General features: G+C 62.9%; 20 protein-coding genes. 13 read left to right on the plus strand and 7 right to left on the minus strand.

Annotated elements, in window-relative coordinates; translation table 11 throughout:
• Positions 1-30: 30 nt before the first annotated feature.
• From GS_RS13350 to GS_RS13370, 5 genes are all read left to right on the plus strand, one after another.
• A complete protein-coding gene (locus tag GS_RS13350) occupies positions 31-1,209 on the plus strand; it encodes a methyl-accepting chemotaxis protein (RefSeq protein ID WP_010943291.1) in 1,179 nt (392 codons plus the stop codon).
• Between the two features lie 192 nt (positions 1,210-1,401).
• Positions 1,402-2,817, plus strand: a complete 1,416-nt coding sequence (locus tag GS_RS13355) for an MATE family efflux transporter (RefSeq protein WP_164930455.1) — start codon at positions 1,402-1,404, stop codon at positions 2,815-2,817.
• Positions 2,818-2,931: 114 nt separating this feature from the next.
• Positions 2,932-3,990: a pyruvate dehydrogenase (acetyl-transferring) E1 component subunit alpha gene (gene pdhA, locus GS_RS13360; RefSeq protein ID WP_010943293.1), complete on the plus strand. Its 1,059-nt coding sequence runs from the start codon at positions 2,932-2,934 to the stop codon at positions 3,988-3,990.
• 15 nt (positions 3,991-4,005) lie between these two features.
• Positions 4,006-4,968, plus strand: coding sequence for an alpha-ketoacid dehydrogenase subunit beta (locus GS_RS13365; RefSeq protein WP_010943294.1), 963 nt, complete (start codon positions 4,006-4,008; stop codon positions 4,966-4,968).
• 335 nt (positions 4,969-5,303) lie between these two features.
• Positions 5,304-6,482 (plus strand): dihydrolipoamide acetyltransferase family protein, encoded by a 1,179-nt coding sequence (locus GS_RS13370; protein ID WP_010943295.1) that lies wholly within the window; start codon positions 5,304-5,306, stop codon positions 6,480-6,482.
• A gap of 80 nt (positions 6,483-6,562) precedes the next feature.
• Here the strand turns inward: GS_RS13370 and GS_RS17755 are convergent, their stop codons facing one another.
• On the minus strand, positions 6,563-9,085 hold the full coding sequence (locus GS_RS17755) for a multicopper oxidase domain-containing protein (RefSeq protein ID WP_010943296.1): 2,523 nt from the start codon (positions 9,083-9,085) through the stop codon (positions 6,563-6,565).
• A gap of 385 nt (positions 9,086-9,470) precedes the next feature.
• Here GS_RS17755 and GS_RS13380 point away from each other — a divergent pair, with 385 nt between their 5' ends.
• From GS_RS13380 to GS_RS13390, 3 genes are read left to right on the plus strand one after another with little or no spacing between them, the layout of a single operon-like run.
• A complete protein-coding gene (locus GS_RS13380; RefSeq protein WP_010943297.1) occupies positions 9,471-9,692 on the plus strand; it encodes a hypothetical protein in 222 nt (73 codons plus the stop codon).
• Between the two features lie 37 nt (positions 9,693-9,729).
• On the plus strand, positions 9,730-10,185 hold the full coding sequence (locus tag GS_RS13385) for an iron-sulfur cluster-binding oxidoreductase (RefSeq protein ID WP_010943298.1): 456 nt from the start codon (positions 9,730-9,732) through the stop codon (positions 10,183-10,185).
• Between the two features lie 2 nt (positions 10,186-10,187).
• Positions 10,188-10,754, plus strand: coding sequence for a hemerythrin domain-containing protein (locus GS_RS13390; protein ID WP_010943299.1), 567 nt, complete (start codon positions 10,188-10,190; stop codon positions 10,752-10,754).
• Between the two features lie 96 nt (positions 10,755-10,850).
• Here GS_RS13390 and GS_RS13395 read toward each other — a convergent pair whose 3' ends face one another.
• From GS_RS13395 to GS_RS13410, 5 genes are all read right to left on the minus strand, one after another.
• Positions 10,851-12,323: a membrane protein gene (locus GS_RS13395; protein ID WP_010943300.1), complete on the minus strand. Its 1,473-nt coding sequence runs from the start codon at positions 12,321-12,323 to the stop codon at positions 10,851-10,853.
• Positions 12,324-12,493: 170 nt separating this feature from the next.
• On the minus strand, positions 12,494-12,658 hold the full coding sequence (locus tag GS_RS17445) for a hypothetical protein (RefSeq protein WP_010943301.1): 165 nt from the start codon (positions 12,656-12,658) through the stop codon (positions 12,494-12,496).
• Between the two features lie 94 nt (positions 12,659-12,752).
• A complete protein-coding gene (locus tag GS_RS13400; RefSeq protein WP_010943302.1) occupies positions 12,753-17,243 on the minus strand; it encodes an efflux RND transporter permease subunit in 4,491 nt (1,496 codons plus the stop codon).
• Positions 17,240-18,400, minus strand: coding sequence for an efflux RND transporter periplasmic adaptor subunit (locus GS_RS13405; protein WP_010943303.1), 1,161 nt, complete (start codon positions 18,398-18,400; stop codon positions 17,240-17,242). The genes GS_RS13400 and GS_RS13405 overlap by 4 nt, the downstream gene beginning before the upstream one ends.
• The gene (locus tag GS_RS13410) at positions 18,397-19,038 is read right to left on the minus strand and encodes a TetR/AcrR family transcriptional regulator (protein ID WP_010943304.1); all 642 of its coding nucleotides are present in this window, start codon (positions 19,036-19,038) and stop codon (positions 18,397-18,399) included. Before GS_RS13410 ends, GS_RS13405 begins: the two co-directional genes overlap by 4 nt.
• A 236-nt stretch (positions 19,039-19,274) precedes the next feature.
• Here GS_RS13410 and GS_RS13415 point away from each other — a divergent pair, with 236 nt between their 5' ends.
• From GS_RS13415 to GS_RS13425, 3 genes are read left to right on the plus strand one after another with little or no spacing between them, the layout of a single operon-like run.
• Positions 19,275-20,771, plus strand: coding sequence for a sensor histidine kinase (locus tag GS_RS13415; protein WP_235044900.1), 1,497 nt, complete (start codon positions 19,275-19,277; stop codon positions 20,769-20,771).
• On the plus strand, positions 20,755-21,036 hold the full coding sequence (locus tag GS_RS13420) for a hypothetical protein (RefSeq protein ID WP_010943306.1): 282 nt from the start codon (positions 20,755-20,757) through the stop codon (positions 21,034-21,036). The genes GS_RS13415 and GS_RS13420 overlap by 17 nt, the downstream gene beginning before the upstream one ends.
• A complete protein-coding gene (locus GS_RS13425) occupies positions 21,033-22,064 on the plus strand; it encodes a sensor histidine kinase (RefSeq protein ID WP_010943307.1) in 1,032 nt (343 codons plus the stop codon). The genes GS_RS13420 and GS_RS13425 overlap by 4 nt, the downstream gene beginning before the upstream one ends.
• Positions 22,065-22,149: 85 nt before the next feature.
• Here GS_RS13425 and GS_RS13430 read toward each other — a convergent pair whose 3' ends face one another.
• Positions 22,150-23,442, minus strand: a complete 1,293-nt coding sequence (locus GS_RS13430; RefSeq protein WP_010943308.1) for a helix-turn-helix transcriptional regulator — start codon at positions 23,440-23,442, stop codon at positions 22,150-22,152.
• A 311-nt stretch (positions 23,443-23,753) separates the two neighbouring features.
• On the opposite strand from GS_RS13430, the gene GS_RS13435 reads away from it, so the two are divergent.
• Both GS_RS13435 and GS_RS13440 read left to right on the plus strand, forming a co-directional pair.
• Positions 23,754-25,361: a hypothetical protein gene (locus tag GS_RS13435; RefSeq protein ID WP_010943309.1), complete on the plus strand. Its 1,608-nt coding sequence runs from the start codon at positions 23,754-23,756 to the stop codon at positions 25,359-25,361.
• A gap of 70 nt (positions 25,362-25,431) precedes the next feature.
• Positions 25,432-25,908 (plus strand): lipoprotein, encoded by a 477-nt coding sequence (locus tag GS_RS13440; RefSeq protein WP_010943310.1) that lies wholly within the window; start codon positions 25,432-25,434, stop codon positions 25,906-25,908.
• The last annotated feature ends 16 nt before the right edge of the window (positions 25,909-25,924 follow it).

Genomic DNA, 25,924 nt, shown 5'->3' on the forward strand with positions numbered 1-25,924 from the left:
AGAACAGGCAGTACTTGTCGGGAGGCGGCCATGTCGTTGTTACTGAACCTCTACCTTCACCTGAAAATCCGAACGCGGATCATTCTGCTGTGCGTCTGTTACAGCTTCTGCATCATAGTCGCCGTCATTGCGGGGCGTCTGTTCTCGACGTCGCAGGCCATCGTGTCCACGTCAGTTTTCGTGATCCTCGGCATTCTGTTCAGCTGGCTGCTCTTCTGGACGGTCAACGATGCGCTCACGCGGATCATGGGCTATCTGGCCGGGATAACCAGGGGAGATCTGACGGAAACGATCGCTCCCAAGCGCAATAACGAGATCAGCGACATCATCCGCTCAATCGGCGAACTCCAGTCAACCATGCGCGAGATCATCTCCCGGATATCGCAGACATCGCAGGAGGTTGCGCTGGCATCGCGGCAGCTTCAGGCCAACGCCGACCAGATCGCCTCGGGAACGGAGAATGTGGCATCCCAGGCCAACACGGTTGCCGTTGCCAGCGAAGAGATGGCCGCCACCTCCAGCGACATAGCCGACAACTGCCTGAGCGCGGCGGACAACTCGACCCGTGCCAGCACTACCGCCCGTTCGGGCTCCGAGGTGGTTCGCCGGACAACGGATTGCATGGAGCGCATCGCCGACAAGGTCAAAGGCGCGGCCAGGACCGTCGAGGGGTTGGGTTCCCGCTCTGACCAGATCGGCCAGATCATCGAAACCATCCAGGACATTGCCGATCAGACGAACCTGCTGGCCCTGAATGCCGCAATCGAGGCCGCCCGGGCGGGAGAACAGGGCCGCGGCTTCGCTGTCGTGGCCGACGAAGTCCGTGCCCTGGCGGAGCGCACAACCCGCGCAACCCGCGAAATCAGCCAAATGATCAAGTCCGTTCAGACCGAGACGAAAGAGGCCATTTCAGCGATCGACGAAGGAGTGGCCGAAGTGGAGAAGGGAACCGAGTACTCGGGCGAGTCAGCCAGGTCCCTGGATCAGATCCTCCAGCAGATCAGCGACGTAACCCAGCAGATCAACCAGATAGCGACCGCAGCCGAACAACAGACCAGCACCACCGCAGAGATATCCAACAACATCCAGCAGATAACCGCCGTGGTTGACCAGACCGCCCAGGGGGCGACGGAAACTGCCGGGGCGGCAGCCACCCTTTCCAGGCAGTCGGAGGAGCTCCAGCGCCTGGTCGGCCAATTCAAGCTGTGAGCTCCGCGCGCCGGCACGCTGAATGGCCGGGTGGCGCACAAGACGGGACAGTGCATGAACAGGGGCTCGGATCGATGTGATCCGGGCCCCTGCCTGTTTCGCTACACCGGATTCCGCCGTCACAAGACCAAAAATGCCGGAGCCGGCACCGCCATGTCCCCAAACGGATCAAGGAATGGTACTATTAGCAGGATGAAATCCTCTGTCGACCTGATCCGCGATCCCATCCCGCAGCTCCTGGTCCGGCTCGCCGTGCCCGTGGGGACCGGCTTTTTCTTCAACACCATGTTCAACGTGGTGGACACCTTCTACGGCGGCCTCATCTCCACCAAGGCGCTGGCGGCCCTGTCCCTCTCCTTTCCCCTTTTCTTCATCGTCCTGGCCCTGGGGGCGGGAACCTCCATGGGCGCCACGGCCCTCATCGGCCATGCGCTGGGGAGCGACAACCGCGACGATGCCGAACTCTACGCGGCCCAGGCGGTTTCCTTCGGGGTGCTCCATGCCCTGCTCCTCACGGCCGTCGGGCTCGCCACGGCACCGGCGGTCTTCCGGCTCATGGGGGCCTCCGGCGACTACCTGGACCTGGCCCTGGTCTACATGGACGTCCTCTTTGCCGGCAGCATCTTCTTCATGGGCAACTATATTCTCAACTCCATGCTCAATGCCGCGGGCGACACCAAGAGCTTCCGCAATTTCCTGGTGACGGGCTTTTTCTTGAACCTGGCCCTGGACCCCTGGTTCATGTATGGCGGCTTCGGCATCCCGGCCATGGGGATCGGCGGCATCGCCCTGGCCACGGTGATGATCCAGGCCGCGGGCAACCTCTACCTCCTGGGCCGGGTCCGGCGGACCGGGCTCTTGTCAGGACGGTCGTGGCGACTGATGGCACCGCGGCGGGAGCCGTTCCGGCGGCTCTTCGGCCAGGGATTCCCCGCAAGCCTCAACATGCTGACCGTGTCCCTGGGCATCTTCGTGATCACCTGGTTCGCGGGACGGTTCGGGAAAGAAGCGGTGGCCGCCTACGGCATCGGCACCCGGATCGAGCAGATCGTGCTCCTGCCGGCCATGGGGCTGAACGTGGCGGTCCTGTCCCTGGTGGCACAGAACTTCGGCGCGGGAAAGCTGGCGCGGGTGCGGGAAGCACTGTCCCGGGCTCTGCGGGCCGGGCTCCTGATGATGGCCGCCGGGACGGTACTGGTGATGGCCACGGCGGCCCCCCTGGTGGGGCTGTTCACCGATGACCCCGCGGTCGTTGCCCGGGGGGCGGGCTTCCTGCGGGTAGAGGCGCTGGTGCTCGGGGCTTACGTGATCCTGTACGTGAACAACTCGGCCCTCCAGGCGCTCCAGCGCCCCGCCTTCGCCCTCTGGATCGGGTTGTTCCGCCAGATCCTGGCCCCGGTGCCGGTCTTCTGGCTGCTGGCCCTGCGGCTCGGCTGGGGACTGCCCGGCATCTGGTGGGGGGTAGCGCTCGTCACCTGGAGCGCGGCGGCCGTTTCCATGCTCTACACCCGCCGCGTCATGCGCGAACTGGAGGCGGAGGCCGATCTCCTCCTGGCCGCCAACGGCGGGGCACCGGCCGTTTCGGGGCCTCCGACCGGCGGGAAATGATGCGAAACCGGAACGCTCTGGTATCCTTGCTCGTAAACCGGCGATGACGGCCGGGCCGCGACGCCATCAAAGCCCGTGCCTGCACAACATCATCAACCTGAACGAGGGTGTCCCATGCCCGAAACAACGATTCAGACATTCGGCGTCCGGCGTCTTGAGATCATCGCTGCGGACGGCACGGCGGACGAGGCGCTTCTTCCCGACCTTTCGGGCGACCAGCTGCGGCGGCTCCACTACCTGATGCTCCTGACCCGCACCTTTGACCGCCGCGCCCTGGCGCTCCAGCGGGAAGGCAGAATCGGCACCTATCCCTCGGTGCTTGGCCAGGAGGCGGCCCAGGTGGGGAGCGCCTTCGCCCTTCAGCCAAGCGACTGGGTCTTTCCCTCCTTCCGGGAGATGGGCGCCCACCTCACCCTCGGCTACCCGGTCCACCAGCTCTTCCAGTACTGGGGCGGCGACGAGCGGGGGCTGCGTACCCCGGACGGCATGAACCTCTTTCCCATCTGCGTTTCCGTGGGGACCCACATCCCCCATGCCGCAGGGGCGGCGCTGGCGGCCAGGGCCAGGGGCGACCGGTCGGCCGTGGCGGCCTACTTCGGCGACGGCGCCACCTCCAAGGGGGACTTTCACGAAGGGTTCAACCTGGCCGGCGCCCTGAAGTTGCCGGTGGTCTTCATCTGCCAGAACAACCAGTGGGCCATTTCGGTGCCCCTGGCGGCCCAGACCGCTGCCCCGACCCTGGCCCAGAAGGCGCTGGCCTACGGTTTCGAGGGCATCCAGGTGGACGGCAACGACGTGCTGGCCGTATTCCGCGCCACGGGCGAGGCCCTGGTCAGGGCCCGCGACGGGGGAGGCCCCACCTTCATCGAATGCCTCACCTACCGCATGGCCGACCACACCACCGCCGACGATGCGAGCCGCTATCGTCCCCCGGCTGATGTGGAGGCGTGGCGCGACCGGGACCCCCTGCTCCGCTTCGAGCGGTTCCTGGCAAAGCGCGGCCTCTGGAACGGGGATTACGGAGCCGAGGTACAGGCAAAGGCCGAGGGAGAGATCGACGAAGCGGTACGGCGCTACGAATCGGTGCCGCCGCCGGAGCCGGGGGAGATGTTCGCCTTCACCTGTGCGGAGTTGAGTCCGCGGCAGAGGCGGCAACAGGAAAACATCCGCTAGAGGAGAGGTTGCTCCATGCCCCAACTGAATATGGTCCAGGCAATAAACCTCGCCCTGCGGGAGGAGATGGCCCGGGACAACCGGCTGGTGGTCCTCGGCGAGGACGTGGGCAGAGACGGCGGGGTGTTCCGGGTGACGGAGGGGCTGTTCGAGCAGTTCGGCGGGGACCGGGTCATGGACACTCCCCTGTCGGAATCGGCCATAGCCGGGGCGGCCATCGGCATGGCCGTTTGCGGCATGCGCCCCGTGGCGGAGATCCAGTTCATGGGGTTCATCTACGCCGCCTTCGACCAGCTCGTGGCCCACGCCGCACGCATCCGCACCCGGTCCCGGGGCCGCTTCACCTGTCCGCTGGTTATCCGCACCCCCTATGGCGGCGGCATCAAGGCGCCGGAACTCCACGAGGAGAGTACCGAGGCCCTGTTCTGCCACGTGCCGGGGCTCAAGGTGGTGGTCCCCTCGGGGCCCTACAGCGCCAAGGGGCTCCTGCTGGCCGCCATCCGCGATCCGGATCCGGTGCTCTTCCTTGAGCCGACCCGCCTCTACCGGTTGGTGAAGGAGGAGGTACCCGAGGGGGACTACACCCTGCCCCTGGGCACGGCCCGGATCGTCCGGCAGGGAGGCGCGGTGACCGTGGTCGCCTGGGGCAGCATGCTCCAGCGGACCATCCAGGCCGTGGAGGGATACGATGCCGAGGTGATCGACCCCATGACCCTGGCTCCCTTTGACGGGGAGACGCTGCTGGCATCGGTGCGGAAAACCGGCCGGCTCGTCATCGTCCACGAGGCGCCGCTGACCTGCGGCCTGGGGGCCGAAATCGCCGCCACCGTGGCGGAGGAGGCAATCCTCCACCTGCGGGGGCCGGTGGTGCGGGTGGCGGCCCCGGACGTCCCGGTGCCCCTGGCCCGGCTCATGGACCGGTATCTGCCGTCGGTGGAGCGGATCCAGGCGGCCGTCAAGGAAGTGCTGACCTACTGATCTGCGGAGAAAAGATCCCGCATAAATCACCGAGGGCCCAGACAAAGGGAAGGCGCCAGGAGCAGCGCTTGCGTTTCCATGAAATTCAGCCGGCGACGCTTGGAGGTTTTCGGAGCAGATGCACCACGGCGGGGGCGGGGCTCCTGCGGAGAAAAGATCCCGCATAATCCACCGAGGGTCCAGACAAAGGGAAAACGCCGGCAGCAGCGCTTGCGTTTCCATGAAATTCAGCCGGCGACGCTTGGAGGTTTTCGGAGCAGGAGCCCCGCCCCCGCCGGGCACCACCTACGCCTTACGCTTCATAGTGCAGTAACGAGTTCTTCCGGGAGGAACCGATGCCGTATGACTTCAAGCTCCCCGATCTGGGCGAAGGGATAACCGAGGCGGAACTGCGCCGCTGGCTCGTGAAGGAAGGGGATACCGTAGCCGAGCACCAGCCGGTGGTGGAGGTGGAGACCGACAAGGCAGTGGTGGAGGTCCCCTCGCCCCGAGCCGGGAGGGTGATAACGCGTGCCCGGCTGGAAGGGGAAACCGTCATGGTCGGAGAGACGCTCCTCACCATCGCTGAAGAGGAAGCGACTCCCCCCGTGCGGAAACCCTCCGTGGGGATCGTGGGCGAACTCCCCGAGGCGGAGGAAGCAGTCGGGACACAGCAGCCGGCCATCCTCGCCACCCCCCTGGTCAGGAAACTGGCCCGGGAACGGGGCATCGACCTGGCAACCGTGCGGGGAAGCGGCCCGCGGGGGAGCATTACCCCCGAAGACGTGGCGGGCGCGGGCGCCCCGGCCCGGCCGGATGCCGGCGAGTTCGGGCCGGCGGAGCGGATTCCCCTGCGGGGAGTGCGGCGGTCCATCGCCCGGAACGTCATGACCTCCCAGCGGAACACCGCCTTTGTCACCGGCATGGAAGAGGCGGACATCACCGAACTGTGGCACCTGCGGGAACGGGAGCAGCAGGCGGTGGAACAGCGGGGCACCCACCTCACCTTCCTCCCCTTCTTCATCAAGGCCGTCCAGCACGCCCTGCGGGAGCATCCCTACCTGAATGCCGCCATTGACGACGTGGCCGGAGAAATCATCCTCAAAAAGCACTATCACTTCGGCATTGCCGTGGAGACCCCCGACGGCCTCATGGTGCCGGTAATCCGCAACGTGGACGCCAAGAGCATCATCGAACTGGCTTCGGAACTCCAGGAACTGGGCCGCAAGGCCCGGGAGAGGACCATCACCCTGGACGAAATGCGGGGCAGCACCTTCACCCTCACCAACTTCGGCCACTTCGGGGGCGTGTTCGCCACCCCCGTCATCAACTGGCCCGACGTGGCCATCCTCGGTTTCGGCCGCATTGCCGACCGTCCATGGGTCCACGCCGGCCAGATCGTCGTCCGCACGATCCTTCCCCTGTCCCTCACCTTCGACCACCGGGTTACCGACGGAGCCGACGCGGCCCAGTTCCTGAGCAAGGTCGTCCGCTACCTGGAAGATCCGGCACTCCTGTTTATTGAAAGCATCTGAGCAGACCGGGACAGTCCCGGCAAAAGGAAAGGCGGGAGATTCCTCTCCCGCCTTTCACATGCCTCATAGTGCGGCTTCCGTTATCGCGGCGGTCCGAACACGATGGTTCTGAGCAGTGCCAGAACGTCGCGCACGTCGAGCGTTCCGTCGCCCGTGAGATCATAGGGAGCGCCGGCGAGCAGGGGAGACTTGAGCTTCTTCAGCAGATCAAGGGCATCGGTGACAGCCAATTTACCGTCGGCATTCACGTCGGGGAAAGCCGGATCGATCTTGACCATGTACGGCCGCATCATCTCGTTATCTTCGTGTTCGAGGATGTGGCAGTGCCAGACATAGAGGCCGATCTTGTCGAACGTTGCCTTGACCCGTGTGATCTGGCCAGGGTACGCCAGAACCGTGTCCTTGTAGCCCTGCTCGTAGGGTTCGGGAGGCACCGCGGGACCACTGGGCATGAACGTCATCATGTCGAAGGGCTGGCGGTCGACCACCTCGAATCTCACCAGGTGCGGGTGAATCGGGTGGGCATCCATGGTCAGGTTGTAGATCTCCCAGATCTCGGTGGTACCGGTTACAGGCGCCTCGGTAATGATGTCGGCCCACATCATGGGCATGCTCATCATCATTCCGGTCATGGGGTCAGCAACAAGCACGCCGAGCTTCGCCTCCCGCGGCCCCATGGGCATTCCGCCAGCCGCTGCACAGGCCGAGAGAAAGCCCGGGAGCGGCATCGGGTCAACGAAAAGCGTTGTAATGCTTCCGTCCGGCTGTGCTTGGACACAGAGCCGGGTTGACTCCTCCTCATTGAGGGTCAACTGACGGACAGCCACGGTAGCCGGCAGAGAAGCCTCTGCTGGAAGGACCAGATTCTCCGGCGGCGTTGTCAGGGCGTCACCCGGCTGGATAAGGGACGCCTTAACCACAAACTGCATCACTTGACCGGTAGTATCGATATCAGCCGGAGCATCGGGGAACCCGCCGAAGGGTGCGTCGGGGGCGGTATTGATCATTCGTACCACGGTACCATCGGCAAGGCCCGTGAAGTCGATGATCACGTCGGCTCGCTCGGCCGGCCCCATGAGAAGTGCCTGCATGGGATCGGGTGCGGCAAGCCCCGCGGGTATGGCCCCGTTGCCCGGCAACGGCGTGTACTGGCCGGTCTTGATCATGACCACCTGGGGCAGGAAGCCCTGTTCGGCGCCGATCTGATAAAAGGGAATCTCGGCGCCGAGAACATCGTCCGCTGTTCCCATGATGCCGTCCGGTCCGGCGCCGGTCACGGTAAAGAGCGTCAGGTTGAGAGTCCGGGAGTTGCAGCCGTTCAGAAGGCGCAGGCGATAGCGGGCCGGAGCGCTTTCCAGTTGCGGCCAGGTGGTGCCGTTAACCACCATGGTGTTGAAAAACACCTCGGGATTCCAGATGGCGGAAATATCGGAGTTGGGGATGAAGGGAATATTGAGGACCCCTGCGCCGGGGAACTGGGGCGGAGTGGCGCCCGAAACGTTCAATCCCTCGAAGAATGCTCGGTTATCGGGATAAAAAAGGGAGCCATCGGCATTGAACGAGCGGTCCTGAATCACCACGGGAATCTCACGGATGGTGGCCCTGATGGCTGCATTGAAGTTGGGATCACCCATGCCTGCCCGGGGGGCCGGACCGGGCAACCTGCCGTCGTTGAGTGCGGCTGATGTTCCATCGTCCACGAAGGCATCGCCGTTGGCACCGCCCCTGACGAGCCAGAAACCGGCGGGCCCGGCATAGACATTGTTGCGGGTGATGCCGAGGGTATGATCGTGGTACCAGAGGGTCGCAGCGGGTTGGTCGTTCTCGTAGGCGAAATAGGCCGATCCCTTGACGGTGTTACGGGGGTCGAACTGGTCGAAAACGGTGCCGCGGGCAGCATAGCCCGCCGGAATATTTTTGGCCGCAGGCAGCCACCAGGCTTCGGGGTACCCGTCGCTCGACGCGTTGACGTGGGCGCCGTGAACGTGGGTGACAAGGGGAACCGGTCCCGTGTAGGGAGCCGTATTGAACGTCCGGCATTCGGTCCGGTTCGTTCCGTCGATGCAACCGGTTGCCGGTGGGTTGGCCCAGTGGAGGGTCTGATCCACTGGCAGGAGATGCGGCAGGTAGTTGCCCTTGGCATCAACCAGATCATTGATCCAGCGGACCCGGGTCATAATGCCCGACGTGTTCTCCACCGTAAACGCGGGATAGTTGAAAGAAATATTGCTCGACAGGGGAGCCGGGGCGATGAATCCGACGGGGATCTTGTCCTGGGCCCGGCCATAGCTCCAGACGGTGGTGGCGCCGAAGGTATCGCTACGACCGTTCACCGTATTCCACACTCCGCCCGGCAGGATCTGCTGCTTGAACTGGCGCACGGCTATATTGTATGCCGCGGCGGGAACCCCGGGCTGAACCGTGCTTTTCGGCATTTCCGGGGGGATGACGAGCGGGGTGACGAACTTGGGAATTGTCAGGGGATCCAGCGTCCCGCCGGGGACCGGCTGGGAGCAGGCCTTGCGTGGACCTCCCAGCGCAAACAGCGCCAGACCGATACTGACTGCCACGACTGCCACAATGCGTACCCGTACGTTTGTCATGGCGTACGACCTCCTTTCCTTTCCGTTTATGCGGCCGGCTGCCCTGGGGCTGCACGCCTCGCTGGCCTGCTCTCTCTTCCATCCGCTCCGGGAGGGATGTGCCACGCCAACAACTCATCTGAACATCGGAAAGGGGAAGAGTGATTGTCAGGGTATGGCAGAATATCCTGTAACTACTTCGTTACATAATATTATGCTCAAAACATAGCACACTGTTTTACCCATGCAAGTAATCGTCGCTAAATAAATAGGTTAGCCACCACTCACCAACAAACTCCCCTCTTTTTGCCTCTCACGAAACTCCTGTTTCTTGACCCACATCATAAAAATTCCCCGCTCAGACGCGTAAGGTGGAATCATCAGAACGCGACGGAGGAACAAATCAATGAATCTGAAAAATGATCTCGGCAGCCAGGCCATTCAGGACGTGCTCACCTCTTATCCCGAAATCGGCGAAATCCTGCAGCGCTACGACATCGGCTGCGTCACCTGCAAAGTGGGAATCTGCCTTCTCAAGGACGTGGTCTCCATCCACGGGCTTTCGAAAGAGGATGAGGCGGGGATCGAAGCGGAAATAAATGACTACCTGACCAGCAAAGCGGCTTAAACCAAACCTACTCAATACACGAAAAGGAGAACACACCATGTCACATCTCGGTTGCGGCTGCCCCGGCAGCATGGCTCGCGTCATCGAAAGGGAAGAAACCACCACCAACGACACCGCCCGGACCCCGTCGGCACTTCGCCAGTGGCCGGTCCAGCTCCACCTGGTTCCCCCCTCGGCCCCCTATTTCAGGAATGCGGACATCCTGATCTCGGCAGATTGCGTCGCCTTTGCCCTCGGCTCCTTCCATCAGGACCTGCTCAAGGGGAAGGCACTGGCCATCGCGTGCCCCAAACTGGACGAGACCGGCACCTACGTGGACAAACTGGCCACCATCTTCCGCAACAATGACGTTAAAAGCGTCACCGTGGCCATCATGGAGGTCCCCTGCTGCCGCGGTCTCGACATCATGGTACAGCAGGCCCTGGCCAAGGCGGGAAACCCGGTGCCGCTGGAAACCATCATCATCGGCATCGACGGCGAAAGGAGGAACTGACCATGAAGCGCAACATCACCCAGACCCTGGTTGACGAGCACAAACTGATCCTCCGGATGCTTGACGTACTCGAGCGCAACGCCTCTCTGACGGCGGAAGGGCTCTACACCAACTACCGCTTCTATCTCGATGCGGTGGACTTCATCCGCCACTATGCCGACCGCTTCCACCACGCCAAGGAGGAAGACGTCCTCTTCGAGGCCCTGGTGAACAACGGCATGCCCCGCGAGAACAGCCCGGTGGCGGCCATGCTCATGGAGCACGACCGGGGCCGGGCCTACGTGAAGGCCATGGAGGAGGCGGCCACCGCCGCCCTGGCGGGCAGCACCGGTCGTGACGGGGACATTGCGGAAAACGCCCTCGGCTACCTGATCATGCTCCGCGAGCACATCGCCAAGGAAGACGACATTCTTTATCCCCTGGCCGAGCGGGTGCTCCCCGAGGAGGTGCGCGGCGGCATCCTGGCTGGTTACGAATCGGCCGAGGCGCGTACTCCTGCCGATTTTACCGAACGCTACACGAAAGCAGTGGAGCACTACGAGGCGGAAGAACAGAACCGGGCCGCCTGACCGGAACGCACCGTCACCAGCCCGAAGACGAAAAAAGGGAACCCTCCGGGGCTCCCTCTTTTCGTCTTCGTTATCCACGCCGCAACCGCTGCGCGCTTACTCCACCTGCACCGTGTAGCTCCTGCTCCCCCCCTCATCGTTCAGGGACCACTCACCGATCAGGTGTTCCTGCTTGGCATCCCAGTCATACCGGTAGAGCTTGATCTTAATCTCGCGCAGAGGGGTGTCGGGAAGGGTCTGGTAGTCAACGGTGACGGTGTTCTCGCCTCGCTTGAGCCCGGCCGAGCCGGTGTAGTTGTAGTTCATGCTCCGCTCACCCTTGATAACGTAGCGCTCCTCACCGTTTACCTTTACCGTGCCGGTGTAGTCCAGGGCATAGACGTAGAGCATGCAGTCGGCAAGTTCCTGATCGGCGAGCGCCGCGCTCACGCTCTCGGGCGACGACGGCCGGTTCCCGGACGGTCCGTCCCCGAAGGAGATGGTCCCGGCCTCCCCTCCCGGGTTCGCCGGCACCGGCACCATAAGGCCGGCGCCCGCTTTTCCCTGCTTCAGCATCTGGAGCAGGGGCGATTTGGCCACCAGGTACCCACCTACACCCAGCACAACCACGTAGCCCATGATGCCGATACCGACCCAGACGGCCTTATCGCGACTGCCGCAGGGATAGGGCACGTCACCCTTCACCCGCCGCAGGTCCCGGTAAATGAGGGCCTGGACCAGCATTACGAAGGGAGCGAGAAGGATCGACACTATCGGCCCCACCACCGGGATGAGACCCAACAGGCCCGAAAGCCCCCAGATGATCAGGAGGCGCACGAAGACGTCGAACCAGTGGCCGCGCACATATTCGCGACTCTTGAGCACCGCGTCCATGCCGCCGGTCCCTTCGGCGAACAGGATGAGGGGGGCGAAGAAGAACCAGACCGAGAAGATGATCCCCGGAATCACCGCCAGCAGGAACCCGCCGCCGATGATGATGCCCAGGAGCGTCGACACCCAGACATAGGGCCAGAGGAGCCTTTTCCCCTCGGCCAGGGCACGCCGCAGGTCGGCCTCATCATCCACCGTGGCGCAGATAAGAGCGCCGAATCCCCACGAGTAGGCCACCAGCGCCATGGTCACGGCGCCGATTCCCCCCACAGCCAGCAGGACCGTGCGCGATGCGGGAAGGGCCGATGCCAGCAGGTGGCAGGCCCCGAAGAAGATGCCGGCAGGAATCAACGCCATAAGCGGCGTCAGAAGAAAGAGCCCCAGAAGCGTCCCCCACCGCTGCTTGAAGGTGTCCCACGCCAGGCGGAAGAGCTCTTCAACCCCGACCATCTCGTTGCCGGCCGGTTCCGGCTTGGGCGGGGCGGGTTTGCGGACGGGGATGCCCGGCGCTACGGAAGGAGCTGCCGCAGGCCGCGGCGGCGCCGGAGGAACGGGCGACGCGGCGGCGGACGATGCCTCCCAGGCGAAGCGGGTCTTGCAGCGGGGACAGTTAACGTGGGTCGCTCCGGCCGGGATGGCCGAGCGGGGCACTGACTTGTTGAACCCACACGATGGACAGGATACGGTTACCATTTCCATGAAAGACACCCCCTGGACACGCACTGCCCTTAAGCGGACTAGTCCTTGGAATCGTATCGGCATCGTTGCGGTTTGCTTGAGAAATTTGCCCGATTGAGGCAGAAAAACCAAAAGGCCCGTGTTACCGGGCCTTCCGATCGTTGTCCATCTGTATTTCGCTGATTACTGCCTCAATCCCCCTCTATGGTGAGCGACACCGGGTCGCAGACATTGGACGGACTATGGGCTTTGGCACCGCACCGTGCGCAGGATACGGTGGCATTGGCCGTCAGGCAGTGAAGGGTCTGGCTGTCTTCCACATTGCAGACCATGTGACGCATCCGATCGCCTTTCATGACCGTTGCCTCCTTTCCGGGAAACAAATCTTCTCTTTCCTGTTTTTATTATACCACCCACACACCAACAAAGTAACACACTAGCAACAATCCATTACATCTTGTTCTGGTCCGCGCCCTCTTCACCCAAGACCCCCATGACCCGCTCAAGGTTCACCCGGGCAACGAGGTAGTCCCTGCGCGCCTTGGCCAGATTGCCCCGGGCCTGCCGGAGATTCAGCTCTGCATCGTCAACCTCAAGGCGGATTTTCACGCCCAGCTCGAACCCCTGCTCGGCCATGGTCAGGAGCCGCTCCGCCTGGGCGACGGTCCCTTCAAGGGCCGAGACGATTTCGCGCGCCTCCCGGACATTGTTGACGGCATCCCGTATTTCGAGGGAAACGGAGTCCATCAGTTTCGCCTCCTCGATCCTGAGGCTGCGCCGTTCGCTTTCCGCCTGGGCGACCTTGCCCCGAGCCTTGAGCCCGTCAAAGACCGGAAAGCTCAGATAAAGCCCCACGTTCCACGCAGCTCCGTCGCCACGGCCATCCCCGGTTTCGAGCTGGCGCCAGCCGTAACCCGCTTTCAGGTCCAGACGCGGCTTATCCTCCGCATCGGCTACCGCCACCAGCTCCCCCGCCATATCGATCCGCCGGCGCAGCTCCTCGAGCTCGGGCCGCTGGCGCCGCGCCACGGCCAGGGCCTCGGCGTGGGAAGGAACCGTCGCGGGCTCGAACGACAGCGCTCCTTCCACCTCGATCTCCTGGTCGAGCGCCAGAAAATAACGAAGCCGGTCCGTGGCCAGCCGCGTCAGGTTTTCGGCCCGGATGACCTCCGGCCGCGCGTTTTCCACCGATACGCCGGCGGCAAGCACATCGTAGTCGGTGGCCACGCCGGCGGCGTACTTGCGCTGGGCCTCATCCAGGTGCCGCTCTTTTTGCTCCAGGTTCTGGCGGCTGATGGCAAGCTGTTCGCGAGCCAGCAGAATATCGTAAAACGCGACCGCCACATCCCGGCGGGCATCCTGCCGCGCCGTGCGGAGCTGCTCGTCCGCGGTCCTGAAGCCAAGATCGGCCGCCCGGATGGCGGCGCTCACCTTGCCCCAGGTGTACAGGGCCTGGGAAAGCTCCACCCCGGCGGCGCGCACATCCTGCCGCGTGGGGATAAAGCCGCCGGCCAGGGCTTTCTGGCTGCGGTCATCCAGCCAGGATGCCGAGCCGGTGATGGTAAACTGGGGCAGCGCCGCGCTCCGCTCCTCCACGTACCGCCCCTCTACCTGCCGGAAGAACTCCCGGGCCTTCGCAATGTCGCGGTTGCGCTCGTCGGCCATGGCAAGGGCCTGGTCGAGGGTCAGGACGCGGATATCTGCCGCCTCAGCGGAGAAAGCTCCCGTGCCGAGGGTTATGAGGCAGGCGAACACCCCGAAAAACTTCTTCAGGGAAATCCCGCGCGCCTTTTTCAGGATCGAAGCAACCAGCCCATCAGATGCGGGACCGACGGCAAGCGCTCCCTCCGCGTTGCCCAGCCACCACCGCCTGAGCCGGACGGCCAGGTCGTCCATGTAGGTGTACATGACCGGAACCACGATCAGAGTGAGAAGCGATGACGTGATGAGTCCGCCCACCACGGCGCGGGCCATGGGAGCCCGCCCCTCGCCGCCGGCGCCGATGCCGAGAAACAGCGGCAGCATGCCGAAGATCATGGCCAGAGTCGTCATGACGATGGGACGGAGCCTGGTCCGGCCTGCCTCGATCACCGCCTCGCGGCGCGGCAGACCGTCCCGTCGTCGGAGGACCTTGGCGTAGTCCACCAGCAGGATGGCGTTCTTGGTGACGAGCCCCATGAGCATGATGAGGCCGATGAGCGCCATGATATTGATGGTGTCGCCGGTCAGTTTCAGCATCCCGGCCATGCCTACGATGGAGAGCGGCAGCGACAGCATGATCGCCAGGGGCTCGAAGAACGATTCGAACTGGGCGGCCAGGATCAGAAAGACAAAGACAACGGCCAGCAGGAGCGATTCCCCCATGTAGCCGAACGATTCGGCCATGTCTTCCGCCTCGCCCGAAAAACCGATGCTGTATCCCGGCGCCATGGCTATGGTTTTGGAGACCTCCTCCACCTTTTTGACCGCCGTGCCGATGGGAAGCCCGTCCAGGTTGGCCGAAACCGTCACCAGACGGGACAGATCGCGACGGTTTACCTCGGAGGGGGTGGCAGCCACGGACTCGGTGCTGACGCTGGCCAGGGGAATCAGCTTGGTGCCGCCGTCACTGTCCGGCACCGAGATCTTCAGGTCGCGCACCTGGGCCGGATTCTGGCGCAGCACCTCGGGCAGCCTCACCCGCACGTCCACGGCATCGCCATCCTCGTCTTCATAGGTGGTCACGGCCTCGCCACCCACCAGCCTCGAAAGGGCCGTGACCACGTCGTTACTGGTGACGCCGGCGGAGAGGGCCTTTTCCCGGTCCACCCGCAGCCGGTATTCCGGCGTGTCGTGCTCCAGGGTCGCGGAAACGTCCACGATCCCCGGAATCGCGTACATCTTCTCCTTGAGCTGGGCCGCGTACGACTTCAGGAGCCCGATGTCGTCACCCTTCAGGTTCACGTTCAGGGGCTTGGCCGCCCCGCCCACATTACCCACCTTCTCGATGGAGAAGGTAATGCCGGCGATCTGTTGCAGCCGCTGTCTGACCACCCGCTCGATCTCGAACTGTCCCCGCTCGCGCTCCTTCTTCTCCCTGAGCTTCACGTAGAGAAGGCCGTCGCGCACTGTTCCCCCGTCGCCGGCGCCGATGGTCGAATAGGTATGGCTGATTTCGGGGATATCGCCGATGGCTGCCAGCATCGCCTTCAGCCGGCCCTCGCTCTCGGTGATGCTGGCGTTTGGCGCGGCCTTGAAGGACACCTGGAATTCGCTCGTATCCTCTTCGGACATGAAGGATGATTCCAGGGTTCCCATGACGGCGATGCCCAGGAAAAATGTCAGGGCCGCCGTGGCGATGACCGTCCGGCGATGGTCGAGCGCCCAGGCTATTGCCAGGCGGTAACGGTCGGCGGCACGGTCGAACCAATCGTTGAAGGATTCGAGCCAGCGAGCCAGGCCCCTGCGCTTGCCGTGGGCGTGAACGGCCGGGTCGTGCCAGCGGGAGGAGAGCATCGGGTCGAGGGTGAAGGAGACGAAGAGCGACACCAGCACGGCGAACGAAACCGTAATCCCGAAGGGGAAGAAGAAACGGCCCACGATGCCCCGCATGAATGCCACGGGCACGAACACCGCAAGAATCGACAGGGTCGTGGCAAACACCGCCAGACCGATCTCGCTGGTCCCGAAGCGGGACGCCTCCATGTGATCCTTGCCCATCTCCAGGTGTCGGACGATATTCTCCCGCACCACGATTGCGTCGTCGATGAGCAGTCCGATAGAGAGGGACAGGGCCATGAGGGTCATCACGTTGAGGGTCATGCCCATGGCGTTCATGATGATGAAGGACGAGATGACCGAGATGGGAAGCGTCACCCCGGTGATTACCGTGGAACGCCAGGAGTTGATGAACAGGAACACGATGATGACGGTGAGGATGCCGCCGATGATGAGCGTCTCCTCCACATCTGCCAGGGACTGGCGGGTCATGATCGATGAGTCGCGGACCAGGGTCAGCGAGACCTCGGGAGGCAGTTCCTTCCGGATTTTCTCCATGACCTTCCTGACGTTGTCCACCACCTGGACCTGGTTGGCCCCGGACTGTTTGTAAATATCGATGCCGATGGCGGGCACGCCGTTGACGAGCGCCAGGGTACGCCGCTCCTCCACGCCGTCGGAAATGGCGGCCACTTCACCGAGGGTAATGGGGCGCCCCCCCTTCTGGGCGACGACCATAGAGCGGTAACCCCCCACCAGATCAGGCTTGCCGTCGATCCGCAGGGGGTATTCCGCCCCCTCACGCGTGATGCGGCCCAGCGGAGTGTTCACGTTTTCGTTCTGGAGCCCCCGCACCACGTCGTTCGCCCCGAGGCCGAGGGATTCCAGCCGCACCGGATCAACCTGAACGTTGACCTCCCGCTTGGCGCCGCCGACCATTTCCACCTTGCCGACGCCCGCCACGCTCTCGAAGCGCTTCCTGACCCGCTTGTCCACCAGGGTCGTCAGCTCACGCTGCGACAGGGTCTTGGACTGGATCGCCAGGGCCGCCACCGGCAAGGCGTTGAAGTCGAGCTTCTGGATGATGGGGTCCTCGATCCCGGCGGGAAGCTGCCCCCGGACCGAGTTCACCTTGGCCCGGGCTTCCTGGGCCACCTCGTTGGTCCGCTCTTCCAGGCGGAACTCGACGACCACCGTAGAAACGCTCTCGCGGGACGTGGAAACCACGTGCTTCACCCCGGCGATCTGGTTGACCGCCTCCTCGATCCGCTTGGAGACTTCCCGCTCCACAGTCTCCGGCGAGGCGCCGGGGTATTTGGTGACAATGGAGATGACCGGCATCTCCACGTTGGGGTACATCTCCACCGACAGCAGCCGATAGGAAAACGCCCCCAGCGTGACGAGCACGAGCATCATCACCGTGGCGAAGATAGGACGCTTGATGGACAGGTCTGACAGGATCATTGCGCAGCGCCCTTCCCAACGACGGTCACGACGTCGCCATCTTTCAGGTTGAAGCCTCCCCTGGTCACGAGTTGTTCGCCGGGGCCGACCCCCTTGACGATCTCCACTCCGTCCCCGATCACCACCCCGGTTTCCACCTGCTTCATCTTCGCCACGTTGCCGGCAACGACGAAGATGCTCGCCTTCTTCGAGGCGGTATCCCAGGCGGCCAGGGAGCCTCTCGGCACCTGAACGACCGCCGGCCGCCGGCCCACAAGAATTCTCCCCTTGGCGAAGAGCCCCCCCTTGAGGAGTTCCCCGTCATTGCGGACCTCTGCGATGACCCGCAGCGAGCGGTCCTCGGCAGAGAGTTCGGGATTGATGAACATGACCGTGCCCGTGAATATTCTCCCCGGCAGGGCATCCACGGAAAACTCCAGGGGCTGGCCGACCTTGACACGCGCCGAGTCGGCCGACGGGATGGTAACGGTCAGGTTGAGCACCCTGTTGTCCACGATACGGAAGATCGGCTTGCCCGTTGCCGCGTCGCCGGCCAGGTCTCCCACGTTTACGTCCCGCAGGGCCACCACTCCGTCCAGCGGAGATACCACGAGCCCTTTGGCCAGACGGGCCCGCGCCTGCCGGAGCTCTTCCTGGGTCACCCGGATCTGGGCCTGGGCGGCATCGATCCTGGCCTGGGCCGCGGCCGATTCGGTGCGGGCATCGTCCACCGACTGCTGGGTGGCAAGCCCCGACTCCTTCAGCTTGATGATCCGCGCAAGTTCCCGCTCGGCCCTGTTGGCACTTACCTGGGCCTGGGCCAGCGCGGCCCGGGCAGATTCCACCGACGCCTCCGCCCTCTTGGTCAGGGCCTCCGGCTCGGCAGTATCGATGCGCGCCAGGGGAGCCCCCTTGCGGACCCGCACCCACTCCGTAACGTAGACCTGCTTTACCAGTCCGGGGATCTGAGTTTTGACGTCGGCCGAAAATTTTGGCTCAAGGCTTCCGGTAACCTCGATTCCCTCCGCCAGATCGCGGGCGGTCACGGGAACCGTTTCCACCGCCAGCGCCGGCTTTTCCACCCGAGCGTTCTGTGCCTCGCCATCCTTCGAACATCCCGCAAGCCCGCCTGCCAGAAGCACCCCGCCAAGTACGCACACCAACCATTTGACTGTCATCGTTCCACCTCGTCGGCCGTCCGGGCCGCAAATCCGCTCAGGACAAGAGTCAACATACGCCTCACCCCCTCCCGGTCAATGCCGGGCGGACGGTCCGGGCGCCCGCACAACTGCTCCTCCAGGGCAACATTGAAGACTCCGAGCAGAATCCACATCACGTCGTCCACGTTTTCCGAACGCAGCGCACCCCCCTCCATGCCTTCGGAAACCAGCTTCCGAATGGCATCCTGGAAATGGCGGTGGTAGCCCTCGAAGTCGATAAAGGGAGCGCCCTGGGGCGGCCCGTAGTAAATGGAGTACATGAGCCTCGTGCCGCCCAGGTTCTCCTGAACGAGCATGAGCGTATGGTCGAGCAGATCCACGAGCCGGCCGCACGGGCTTCCGGCAGCGCCCAGGTACTCTTCCAGCAGTGCGGTAAAACGGCCGAACGGCTCGGTCATCAGCTCCAGATAGATGCCTTCCTTGTTGCCAAACCAGTAATAGAGGACCGGCTTGGAAACGCCTGCCGCCTCAACGATCTCCCGTACCGACGTGGCCGCGTATCCCTTTACGGTAAAAAGCTCCGTCGCCGCCGCCAGCAAACGTCTCCGCACCGCCGAATCTCCGTGGTCGGTCCGTCTCTTGTCCCGTTCTGCCATTGAATATTTCCTCCCGGGCCCCAAAATACTACCTACCGGTAGGTACTCTAACCGGATACATCTGTCAAGAACAATTTACCTACCGGTAGGCAACCTCCTGACACTTCTCCTGGCTCAAAATTCACCCACAACCTTCAAGATGAAACGAACGTAAAGTTCTTTCTGGCGGGACAAGTGCGATTGGGATATACTTTTTGTTGGCAAAATCAAACTACTGCCAACTCTCCGGGGCGCCCATGATATTCGGCATCATTGCGCTTTCGCTTGTTCTGCAGCTTGTGGCTGCCATTCTCGCCCTCCGGCTGATTCGGGTAACCGGCGGGGCTTTCGCGTGGACGCTCCTTGCCCTGGCTTCGCTTCTCATGGTCGGCCGGCGATCGCTGTCCCTCTACCATTTGTATGCCACCCCCCCAACCGTCCCTCCACTCCTGGTTAACGAAGTCATCGGCCTGTTCATCTCTTTGCTCTTTGTTGCCGCCGTTGCCGGCCTTTCGCCCCTGCTGGCGCGGATCAAGAGTGCCGAGGACTATTGGCGGGAATCGGAGCACCGCCTCCGGGGGATGCTCGACAATACCGGCCTGATCGCCGTCATGCTCGACGACCGGGGGGCCATAACGTTCTGCAACCGTCACCTGCTTGACCTGACCGGCTGGAGCCGGGAAGAGGTGGTCGGCGGCAACTGGTTCGACACGTTTATCCCCGCCGACCAACGGGAAGGAGTTAGCGAACGCTACCGACACATCCTTGCCGGAAGTAAATTACCTCTTCACAGCCAGAATGAAATCATAACGAAAAGCGGTGAACGACTCCTCATCGCATGGCACAACACCATTATGCGCGACGGCAGCGGACGGGTAGTCGGGGGAACGGCCATCGGCGAGGACATCACCGAGCGCATGCGGGTAGAGGAGGAAATCCGGCGCCTCAATACGGAACTTGAGCAGCGGGTCAGTGAACGGACAGCGGAGCTGGCTGCGTCAACGCGCGAACTGGAAGGGTTCTGCTACTCGGTTTCCCACGATCTAAGGACCCCCCTCAGGGCCATTGCCGGTCACAGTGCCATCATCCGCGAGGAGTGCGCCGCCATCACCCATTCCTGCCGCCATCACCTGGGCCGCATCGAACGGGCGGCAGTCAGGATGGGTGAACTCATCGACGCCTTGCTGGAACTGGCGCGGGTTGCGCGCCACGCGGCCCACCCCGAGGAGATCAGTCTCAGCAAGATAGCGCAGCAGGTCCTCACCGACCTGCGCATCGCCTCACCCGAACGAAGCGTAGCCTGTGCGATCGACGAGGGACTTGCCGCCTGCGGCGATCCGGTCCTGGTCCGGGTGGCACTGCAAAATCTGCTGGAGAACGCCTGGAAGTTTACTGCGGGAACCCCGGACGCGCTGATCGAGGTCGGCTCCGAAACAGCGGGCGGAGAAACGGTATTTTTCGTGCGGGACAACGGCGTCGGCTTCGACATGGCCCATGCGGGCAAGATGTTCGGCACGTTCCGGCGCCTGCACCGGGACGAAGAATTCGAGGGAACCGGCATCGGCCTCGCCACGGTAAAGCGGATCATCGAACGCCACGGCGGCAGGGTCTGGGCCGAGGGAGAGCCCGGCCGGATGGCGATCTTCCGCTTCACGCTGCCGGGGCTGCGGCCCTGTGAACCGGAATATCCGGCAGACATGCCGTCTTCGAATGCACACGCACAGGGAGTGCCTGTCAATGTATCAGGAAAGTGAAATTTTCAACCTCGTGCTGGGCGTCATCAGCCTGATCTTCTTTGCGGGTTTCGGCACCCGGCGGCTCAGCATACCCCGCTCCCTGCTCATTGCATACGGCTGTCTGCTGCTCAGCTACCTGTTTACCGTGGTGGAAGGATTCATCGCACCGGATGCGTTCAACCTGCTGGAGCACCTTGCCGTTGCCGTGGCCGGGGTAGTTTTCGCCTACGGGTGCCTGCACATATCCAGAAAACAGAGCTCCGAAGGGAATGGGACGTCATGACCCCGACGGTTGTATTTGACGTCATTTCCGCAATCGGATTCGCCATTGCGACAGGGGCAATCCTGCGCACCGACCCGAACGTTCTCGGCAGGTTGCCCAAACTCTTCCTGACCATCTGCATGTCTCTCTATACGCTGGTGGGCCTGTCGAACATCATCGAACATGCCGGCATCACCCCTTACCTTGACCGCTACGAAGACTACCTGGAAATCATCTTCATCCCCTTCTTTCTGTTTTTCGTCTTTTCCGTGCAGAATGAGGAAGAAAGCAGGAGGCGGATTCAGGCGGAACAGGAAACCCGGGCGATCAACGAAAACCTCGAACTGCTCATCGCCGAGAGGACGGCGGCGCTCGAGGCGAGCAATCGGGAACTGGAGAGCTTCTGCTATTCGGTCTCCCACGACCTCCGGGCACCTCTGCGCCATATTGACGGGTACAGCAGGATTCTGCTGGAAGACCTTCAGGGGCGTCTGAACGAGGAGGACAGGCTCTATCTGGAGCGGCTTCGTCACTCCACCCTGAAAATGGAGAGCCTGATCGATGACCTTCTGGAATTGTCGCGGGTGACTCGTGCCGATCTGGACCGCCAAAAGGTCGATCTGAGCCTGATGGCGCGGGAGATTGTGACGGAGCTGGGCAAAGCGTCACCGGCCCGGGCCATTGAATGGCACATTGACGGCGGCATGTGGGCACAGGGGGATCCCCTGCTGTTGCGGGTGGCGCTCGTGAACCTCCTCGGCAATGCCTGGAAGTACACGAACAGAACAGCACACGCCATCGTAGAGTTCAGCTCGGTCAGGGAAAACGACCATCAGACGTTTTTTGTCCGCGATAACGGCGCAGGATTCAGCATGGATTACGCGGACAAGCTCTTCATCCCCTTCCAGCGCCTCCACCGGGAGGAAGAGTTCGAGGGGACAGGGGTGGGTCTGGCCACGGTCAAGCGCATCATCGCCCGCCATGGCGGCCGGATCTGGGCCGAGGGTTCAGTGGACCACGGTGCCACCTTCTATTTCACCCTTCGCTAACCCTGTCACTTTTTCTTTCATTGCGGGCAGACAGCCGGCCATCCGCGCCGGACGGCCCCCACGCCCCACCCCGGCCTTCCTTCGCTTACTCCCCTTGGTCAGTCCCCAGCTTTGCCAGCAATTCCTCTTTCCCTGACACGCTCATCTTATCGTAAATCCGTTTCATGTAGGTCTTGACCGAAGATTCGGAGATGCCCAGCTCCCGGGCTGCCTCCCTGAACGTCATCCCTCGGACGACGCAGGCGAGGACCGACTTTTCCTGGTCGGAGAAGCGCTTGCGCAGACCCGGCGGAAGCATCAGCTCAAAGGTCGGCTCAGCGTTGCCGGCCTCGGCTTCCGCCTGATCAGCCATGCCTCCGATTGCCGGAATGGCCGCCACATCCAGGTGCTGTTCGCCTCGCATGACCAGATAAAGAACAAGAACCGATGAAGTGAGGACGAGATTCGCTACAGCCACCACCAGTTGAGAGGCGTCGCCGATCAGGAGCGAGGCCGTCTTGCCTGCAGCTATGCCGGCGCAGGTGACCGCAAGACCGATGCCGAAGGCACGGCAGCTGTTTCTCTGGGCAAGAAGCAGCGCCAGCAGGTAGAGATCGAGGAACCCCGCTGCCACCTGCATGGCGAACAGGGCCACGTTAACCGATGCCGCCCCGTCTATCAGAACGAGGGAAAAGGCGAACATGGCCATCACGATAGCCAGGGCCAGAAGCCCCTCCCTCCGGCGGCGCAGGAACATAAGCCCCACAAGGACGGCTACTACGTAAAAGGCGAGTTCGATCCCGGGAAGAAAGGCTGCCTCGGCATATTCCTGGTACAGGGCCCCGTACATGAGACCACTTACGATCTGAAAAACGAACACGAAGGGGAGAAAGGGGGCCAGGTTCGATTCCCCGTCGGCTTCGTCCTGAGCCCCGGTGCGTGCCAGCGTGGGAACCAGAAGCAAGGCTGCCGCGGCCGGGAATTTCACGCTGTGGGGCACGGGAACGATCATGAACACGAAGAGCAGGACATTGGCCGCTGCCAGGCCGACTGCAGCCGATACCGCTACTGTGGGAGAGCGCTTCAGGATGCTGCCCGCCTTGACGCAAACAAAAGCTGATCCCACGCCGGCCGTGGCCAGAAACCAGGGGACTCCGGCAGGGACCTGGGCGATCAGCAGCGTCGAGCCTGCGGCGGCTGCTCCGCCGACGGCTGCCAGGGGCGGCAGCATCCGCCGCGGAAGAGCGGCGCCTATGACTGCCAGCGTAACGACGTGGGGAATGAGAAAAAAGAGGATAGCGTTGCCCGACCCGACGTGGGCCAGCAGGAATCCCTCCATGGGGAGGGCAAGGAGCCAGACGACAAAGGCGACAAAGGGAAGTGATGCTGTAAGGGTCATGGACGGGCCCGAACCAAGGATATCTGACTACGATTAGCCAAAACTATAGCATGGTTGACAGCTTGGTCTACATTAATTTTGCCGGTTGACAGCCGGGTGACTATTGGCCGGACGACAAATACCGATAGGATGAGCAGCCCTGACGTATACACACCGCGCAACGACTGGCCGCAGACGCTCGCTCCGCCCTGTGGAGGGGAAAACGGGCCGGCGTCCCCACACGGAACGGGGGCCGGATTGTGATGGTCGCCCGTTGCCAGGTTCAACCCATCTATTGAATCGTATCACATCACATCATCGGGAGGGTTTTAATGAAGCGACTGAAAAAGGCCCGGCGACTGCGGCTGCTCACGGCGTGGCTGGCAGTGGTGGCACTGGCGCCGGCCGCGGCACTGGCGGCTGAACACGAGATTCACGGCTCCAACGACTTTTCGATTACCTACAATGACGTGCAGGGTGCCGGCGGGAGTCAGTCGTCCCTCACCGAGGGAACACGGTACCTGGAGATTCTCAACCTCTTCGGCAACGGCCGGGCGGGAGACTTCGACTACAACTGGACCGTGGGAGCCAAGGCTACCGACGACCGGCGCAATGACCAGAAGACCTTCTCTCTCACCAACCTCCAGGGCAGAGTCAGCAACAAGATCCACACGATCACCCTGGGCGACACCTTCGAGGCGTTCTCCCAGTACTCTCTCAACACTGCGGTCAAGGGCGGCTCCTACAAGTTCACCCCGGAACAGTCCTATCTTCCCCAGTTGAGCCTCCTGTACGGCATCGCCTACTCCCGCTGGGATAACTTCTGGGGGGTGGACGCGGTGGAGCGGCAGGTGGCGGGCGGCAAAATCAGGCAGAACATCGGTCCGGACTTCTGGATCGGCCTGAGCGGAGTCCAGACCAATGATCACGTACGGGTCCTGGGCGGAGAGCTGACCAACCACCAGACCTGGACCGTCGACTGGGAATACCGCCCGATCCCCGGGCTCACCATCCAGGGGGAATCCTCGTGGCTCAACGGCGACAGGAGCCCGAGCGACGGCGCCCCCTTTGACGCCTACCACGGCCATGCCCACAAGGTGGTGGCCATCGGCGACGGCGGCCCCAGCCGGGTAACGCTCGAATACGAGCGGGTCTCGCCCGAGTTCAGGACCACCATCGGGTCCGCCACTCCCGACCGGGAGAAGGTGAAAGCCAAGTGGCGCTACAAGTACAGCAAGGATCTCAGCATCACCAGCGCCATGCTCTGGTACCACGACAACCTGGACGGACAGAAGGCCTACGGCACCGACCACTACAAACCCGAGATCGCAGTCTCCCTGAAAAAACCGTTCAAGCGCCAGTACGCGGTGGCCGACATCAGCTACAAGCTCGACCGGGCTTACAGTCCCGTGATGCGGAGCCTTGACCACTATATCACCATGGGATACCGTGACCGCTTCGGCGTCCTGGACAGCGACTCCACCTTCGGCATCATCGTCTACGACCAGAACGGCACCGCCAAGCGCAAGGACGTGGAATTCACCTACAACACCAGCCTCTCCAGCAGGCATACCCTGGGACGGTTCGTGCTGAAGCCCTCCATCTACCTGGGGGGCTGGACCCACAACGACGAGGTGGCCGAGAACACCGACCAGATTGTGGAATACTCTGCCGGCTTGGGCGTGGACGTGCCCGACCTGAAGATAACCTCCACCATCAGGGTGGGCGAAAACCGTCTCCTCAAAGAGGCCGGCACCGATACGGCAAAGACCTTCGCCGGCGTGAACGTCTTCTGGCGGCCCGAAATGCTCGCCAAGGCGCAGGGGATGCTCTACGCCAAGGCGAGTGTCAATGACTTCCGCTACGACCCCAGCCTGGCCGCCGGCAGCCGGAACTTCCGGGAGACCAGCGTCACCGCGGGCATCAGCATCCAGTTCTGACGGAAATGGTGTATCCTTGACTGCACTGCGCCCGTACGCAGCCAAGCGGATGCCCCTCGGGAGGTTCACTATGAAAGCCTATAGCGCCGGACTCTTCCTGCTGCTCGCCTGTGCCCTTCTTCCCGCCTGCGCGGGGCTGCAGATCGGCGGAGGCGGCGATTCGCCCTCTGCCCTGGCCATGACGAGCCACGGGCAGGTGAGGCAGACCATCGACCGGCTCATCGCCGCCTATGAGGCAAAAGACAGTCGCGGCTTCTCCGAGTTGGTGAGCGAACGATACACGGGCGAGGCGGCCATTCTCGAAACCGCCGTCCGGCGAGACTTCAGCGCCAACCACAACCTGGCGATCCGCTACACCGTCAACAACATTACCCTCGACGATGGCGGCAAGGCCTTTGCGGCCATCACCTTCACCCGGTCCTGGACTGACGTCAAGACCGCCAGAACCATGAACGAAACCAGGGAAACATCCCTGGTGTTCATCCGTGAAAACGGCACCTACAGGCTCTACAGCCAGAACGGCCCGCCGCTGTTCGGGCTGCACTGAACGAGCAGATACCCTT

This window comes from Geobacter sulfurreducens PCA (assembly GCF_000007985.2).
Taxonomy (GTDB): domain Bacteria; phylum Desulfobacterota; class Desulfuromonadia; order Geobacterales; family Geobacteraceae; genus Geobacter; species Geobacter sulfurreducens.

Coding starts and splice junctions, on each gene's coding strand:
- GS_RS13350 (WP_010943291.1), top strand. CDS start 31: ATGTCGTTGTTACTGAACCTCTACCTTCACCTGAAAATCCGAACGCGG.
- GS_RS13355 (WP_164930455.1), top strand. CDS start 1,402: ATGAAATCCTCTGTCGACCTGATCCGCGATCCCATCCCGCAGCTCCTG.
- pdhA (WP_010943293.1), top strand. CDS start 2,932: ATGCCCGAAACAACGATTCAGACATTCGGCGTCCGGCGTCTTGAGATC.
- GS_RS13365 (WP_010943294.1), top strand. CDS start 4,006: ATGCCCCAACTGAATATGGTCCAGGCAATAAACCTCGCCCTGCGGGAG.
- GS_RS13370 (WP_010943295.1), top strand. CDS start 5,304: ATGCCGTATGACTTCAAGCTCCCCGATCTGGGCGAAGGGATAACCGAG.
- GS_RS17755 (WP_010943296.1), bottom strand. CDS start 9,085: ATGACAAACGTACGGGTACGCATTGTGGCAGTCGTGGCAGTCAGTATC.
- GS_RS13380 (WP_010943297.1), top strand. CDS start 9,471: ATGAATCTGAAAAATGATCTCGGCAGCCAGGCCATTCAGGACGTGCTC.
- GS_RS13385 (WP_010943298.1), top strand. CDS start 9,730: ATGTCACATCTCGGTTGCGGCTGCCCCGGCAGCATGGCTCGCGTCATC.
- GS_RS13390 (WP_010943299.1), top strand. CDS start 10,188: ATGAAGCGCAACATCACCCAGACCCTGGTTGACGAGCACAAACTGATC.
- GS_RS13395 (WP_010943300.1), bottom strand. CDS start 12,323: ATGGAAATGGTAACCGTATCCTGTCCATCGTGTGGGTTCAACAAGTCA.
- GS_RS17445 (WP_010943301.1), bottom strand. CDS start 12,658: ATGAAAGGCGATCGGATGCGTCACATGGTCTGCAATGTGGAAGACAGC.
- GS_RS13400 (WP_010943302.1), bottom strand. CDS start 17,243: ATGATCCTGTCAGACCTGTCCATCAAGCGTCCTATCTTCGCCACGGTG.
- GS_RS13405 (WP_010943303.1), bottom strand. CDS start 18,400: ATGACAGTCAAATGGTTGGTGTGCGTACTTGGCGGGGTGCTTCTGGCA.
- GS_RS13410 (WP_010943304.1), bottom strand. CDS start 19,038: ATGGCAGAACGGGACAAGAGACGGACCGACCACGGAGATTCGGCGGTG.
- GS_RS13415 (WP_235044900.1), top strand. CDS start 19,275: ATGATATTCGGCATCATTGCGCTTTCGCTTGTTCTGCAGCTTGTGGCT.
- GS_RS13420 (WP_010943306.1), top strand. CDS start 20,755: ATGTATCAGGAAAGTGAAATTTTCAACCTCGTGCTGGGCGTCATCAGC.
- GS_RS13425 (WP_010943307.1), top strand. CDS start 21,033: ATGACCCCGACGGTTGTATTTGACGTCATTTCCGCAATCGGATTCGCC.
- GS_RS13430 (WP_010943308.1), bottom strand. CDS start 23,442: ATGACCCTTACAGCATCACTTCCCTTTGTCGCCTTTGTCGTCTGGCTC.
- GS_RS13435 (WP_010943309.1), top strand. CDS start 23,754: ATGAAGCGACTGAAAAAGGCCCGGCGACTGCGGCTGCTCACGGCGTGG.
- GS_RS13440 (WP_010943310.1), top strand. CDS start 25,432: ATGAAAGCCTATAGCGCCGGACTCTTCCTGCTGCTCGCCTGTGCCCTT.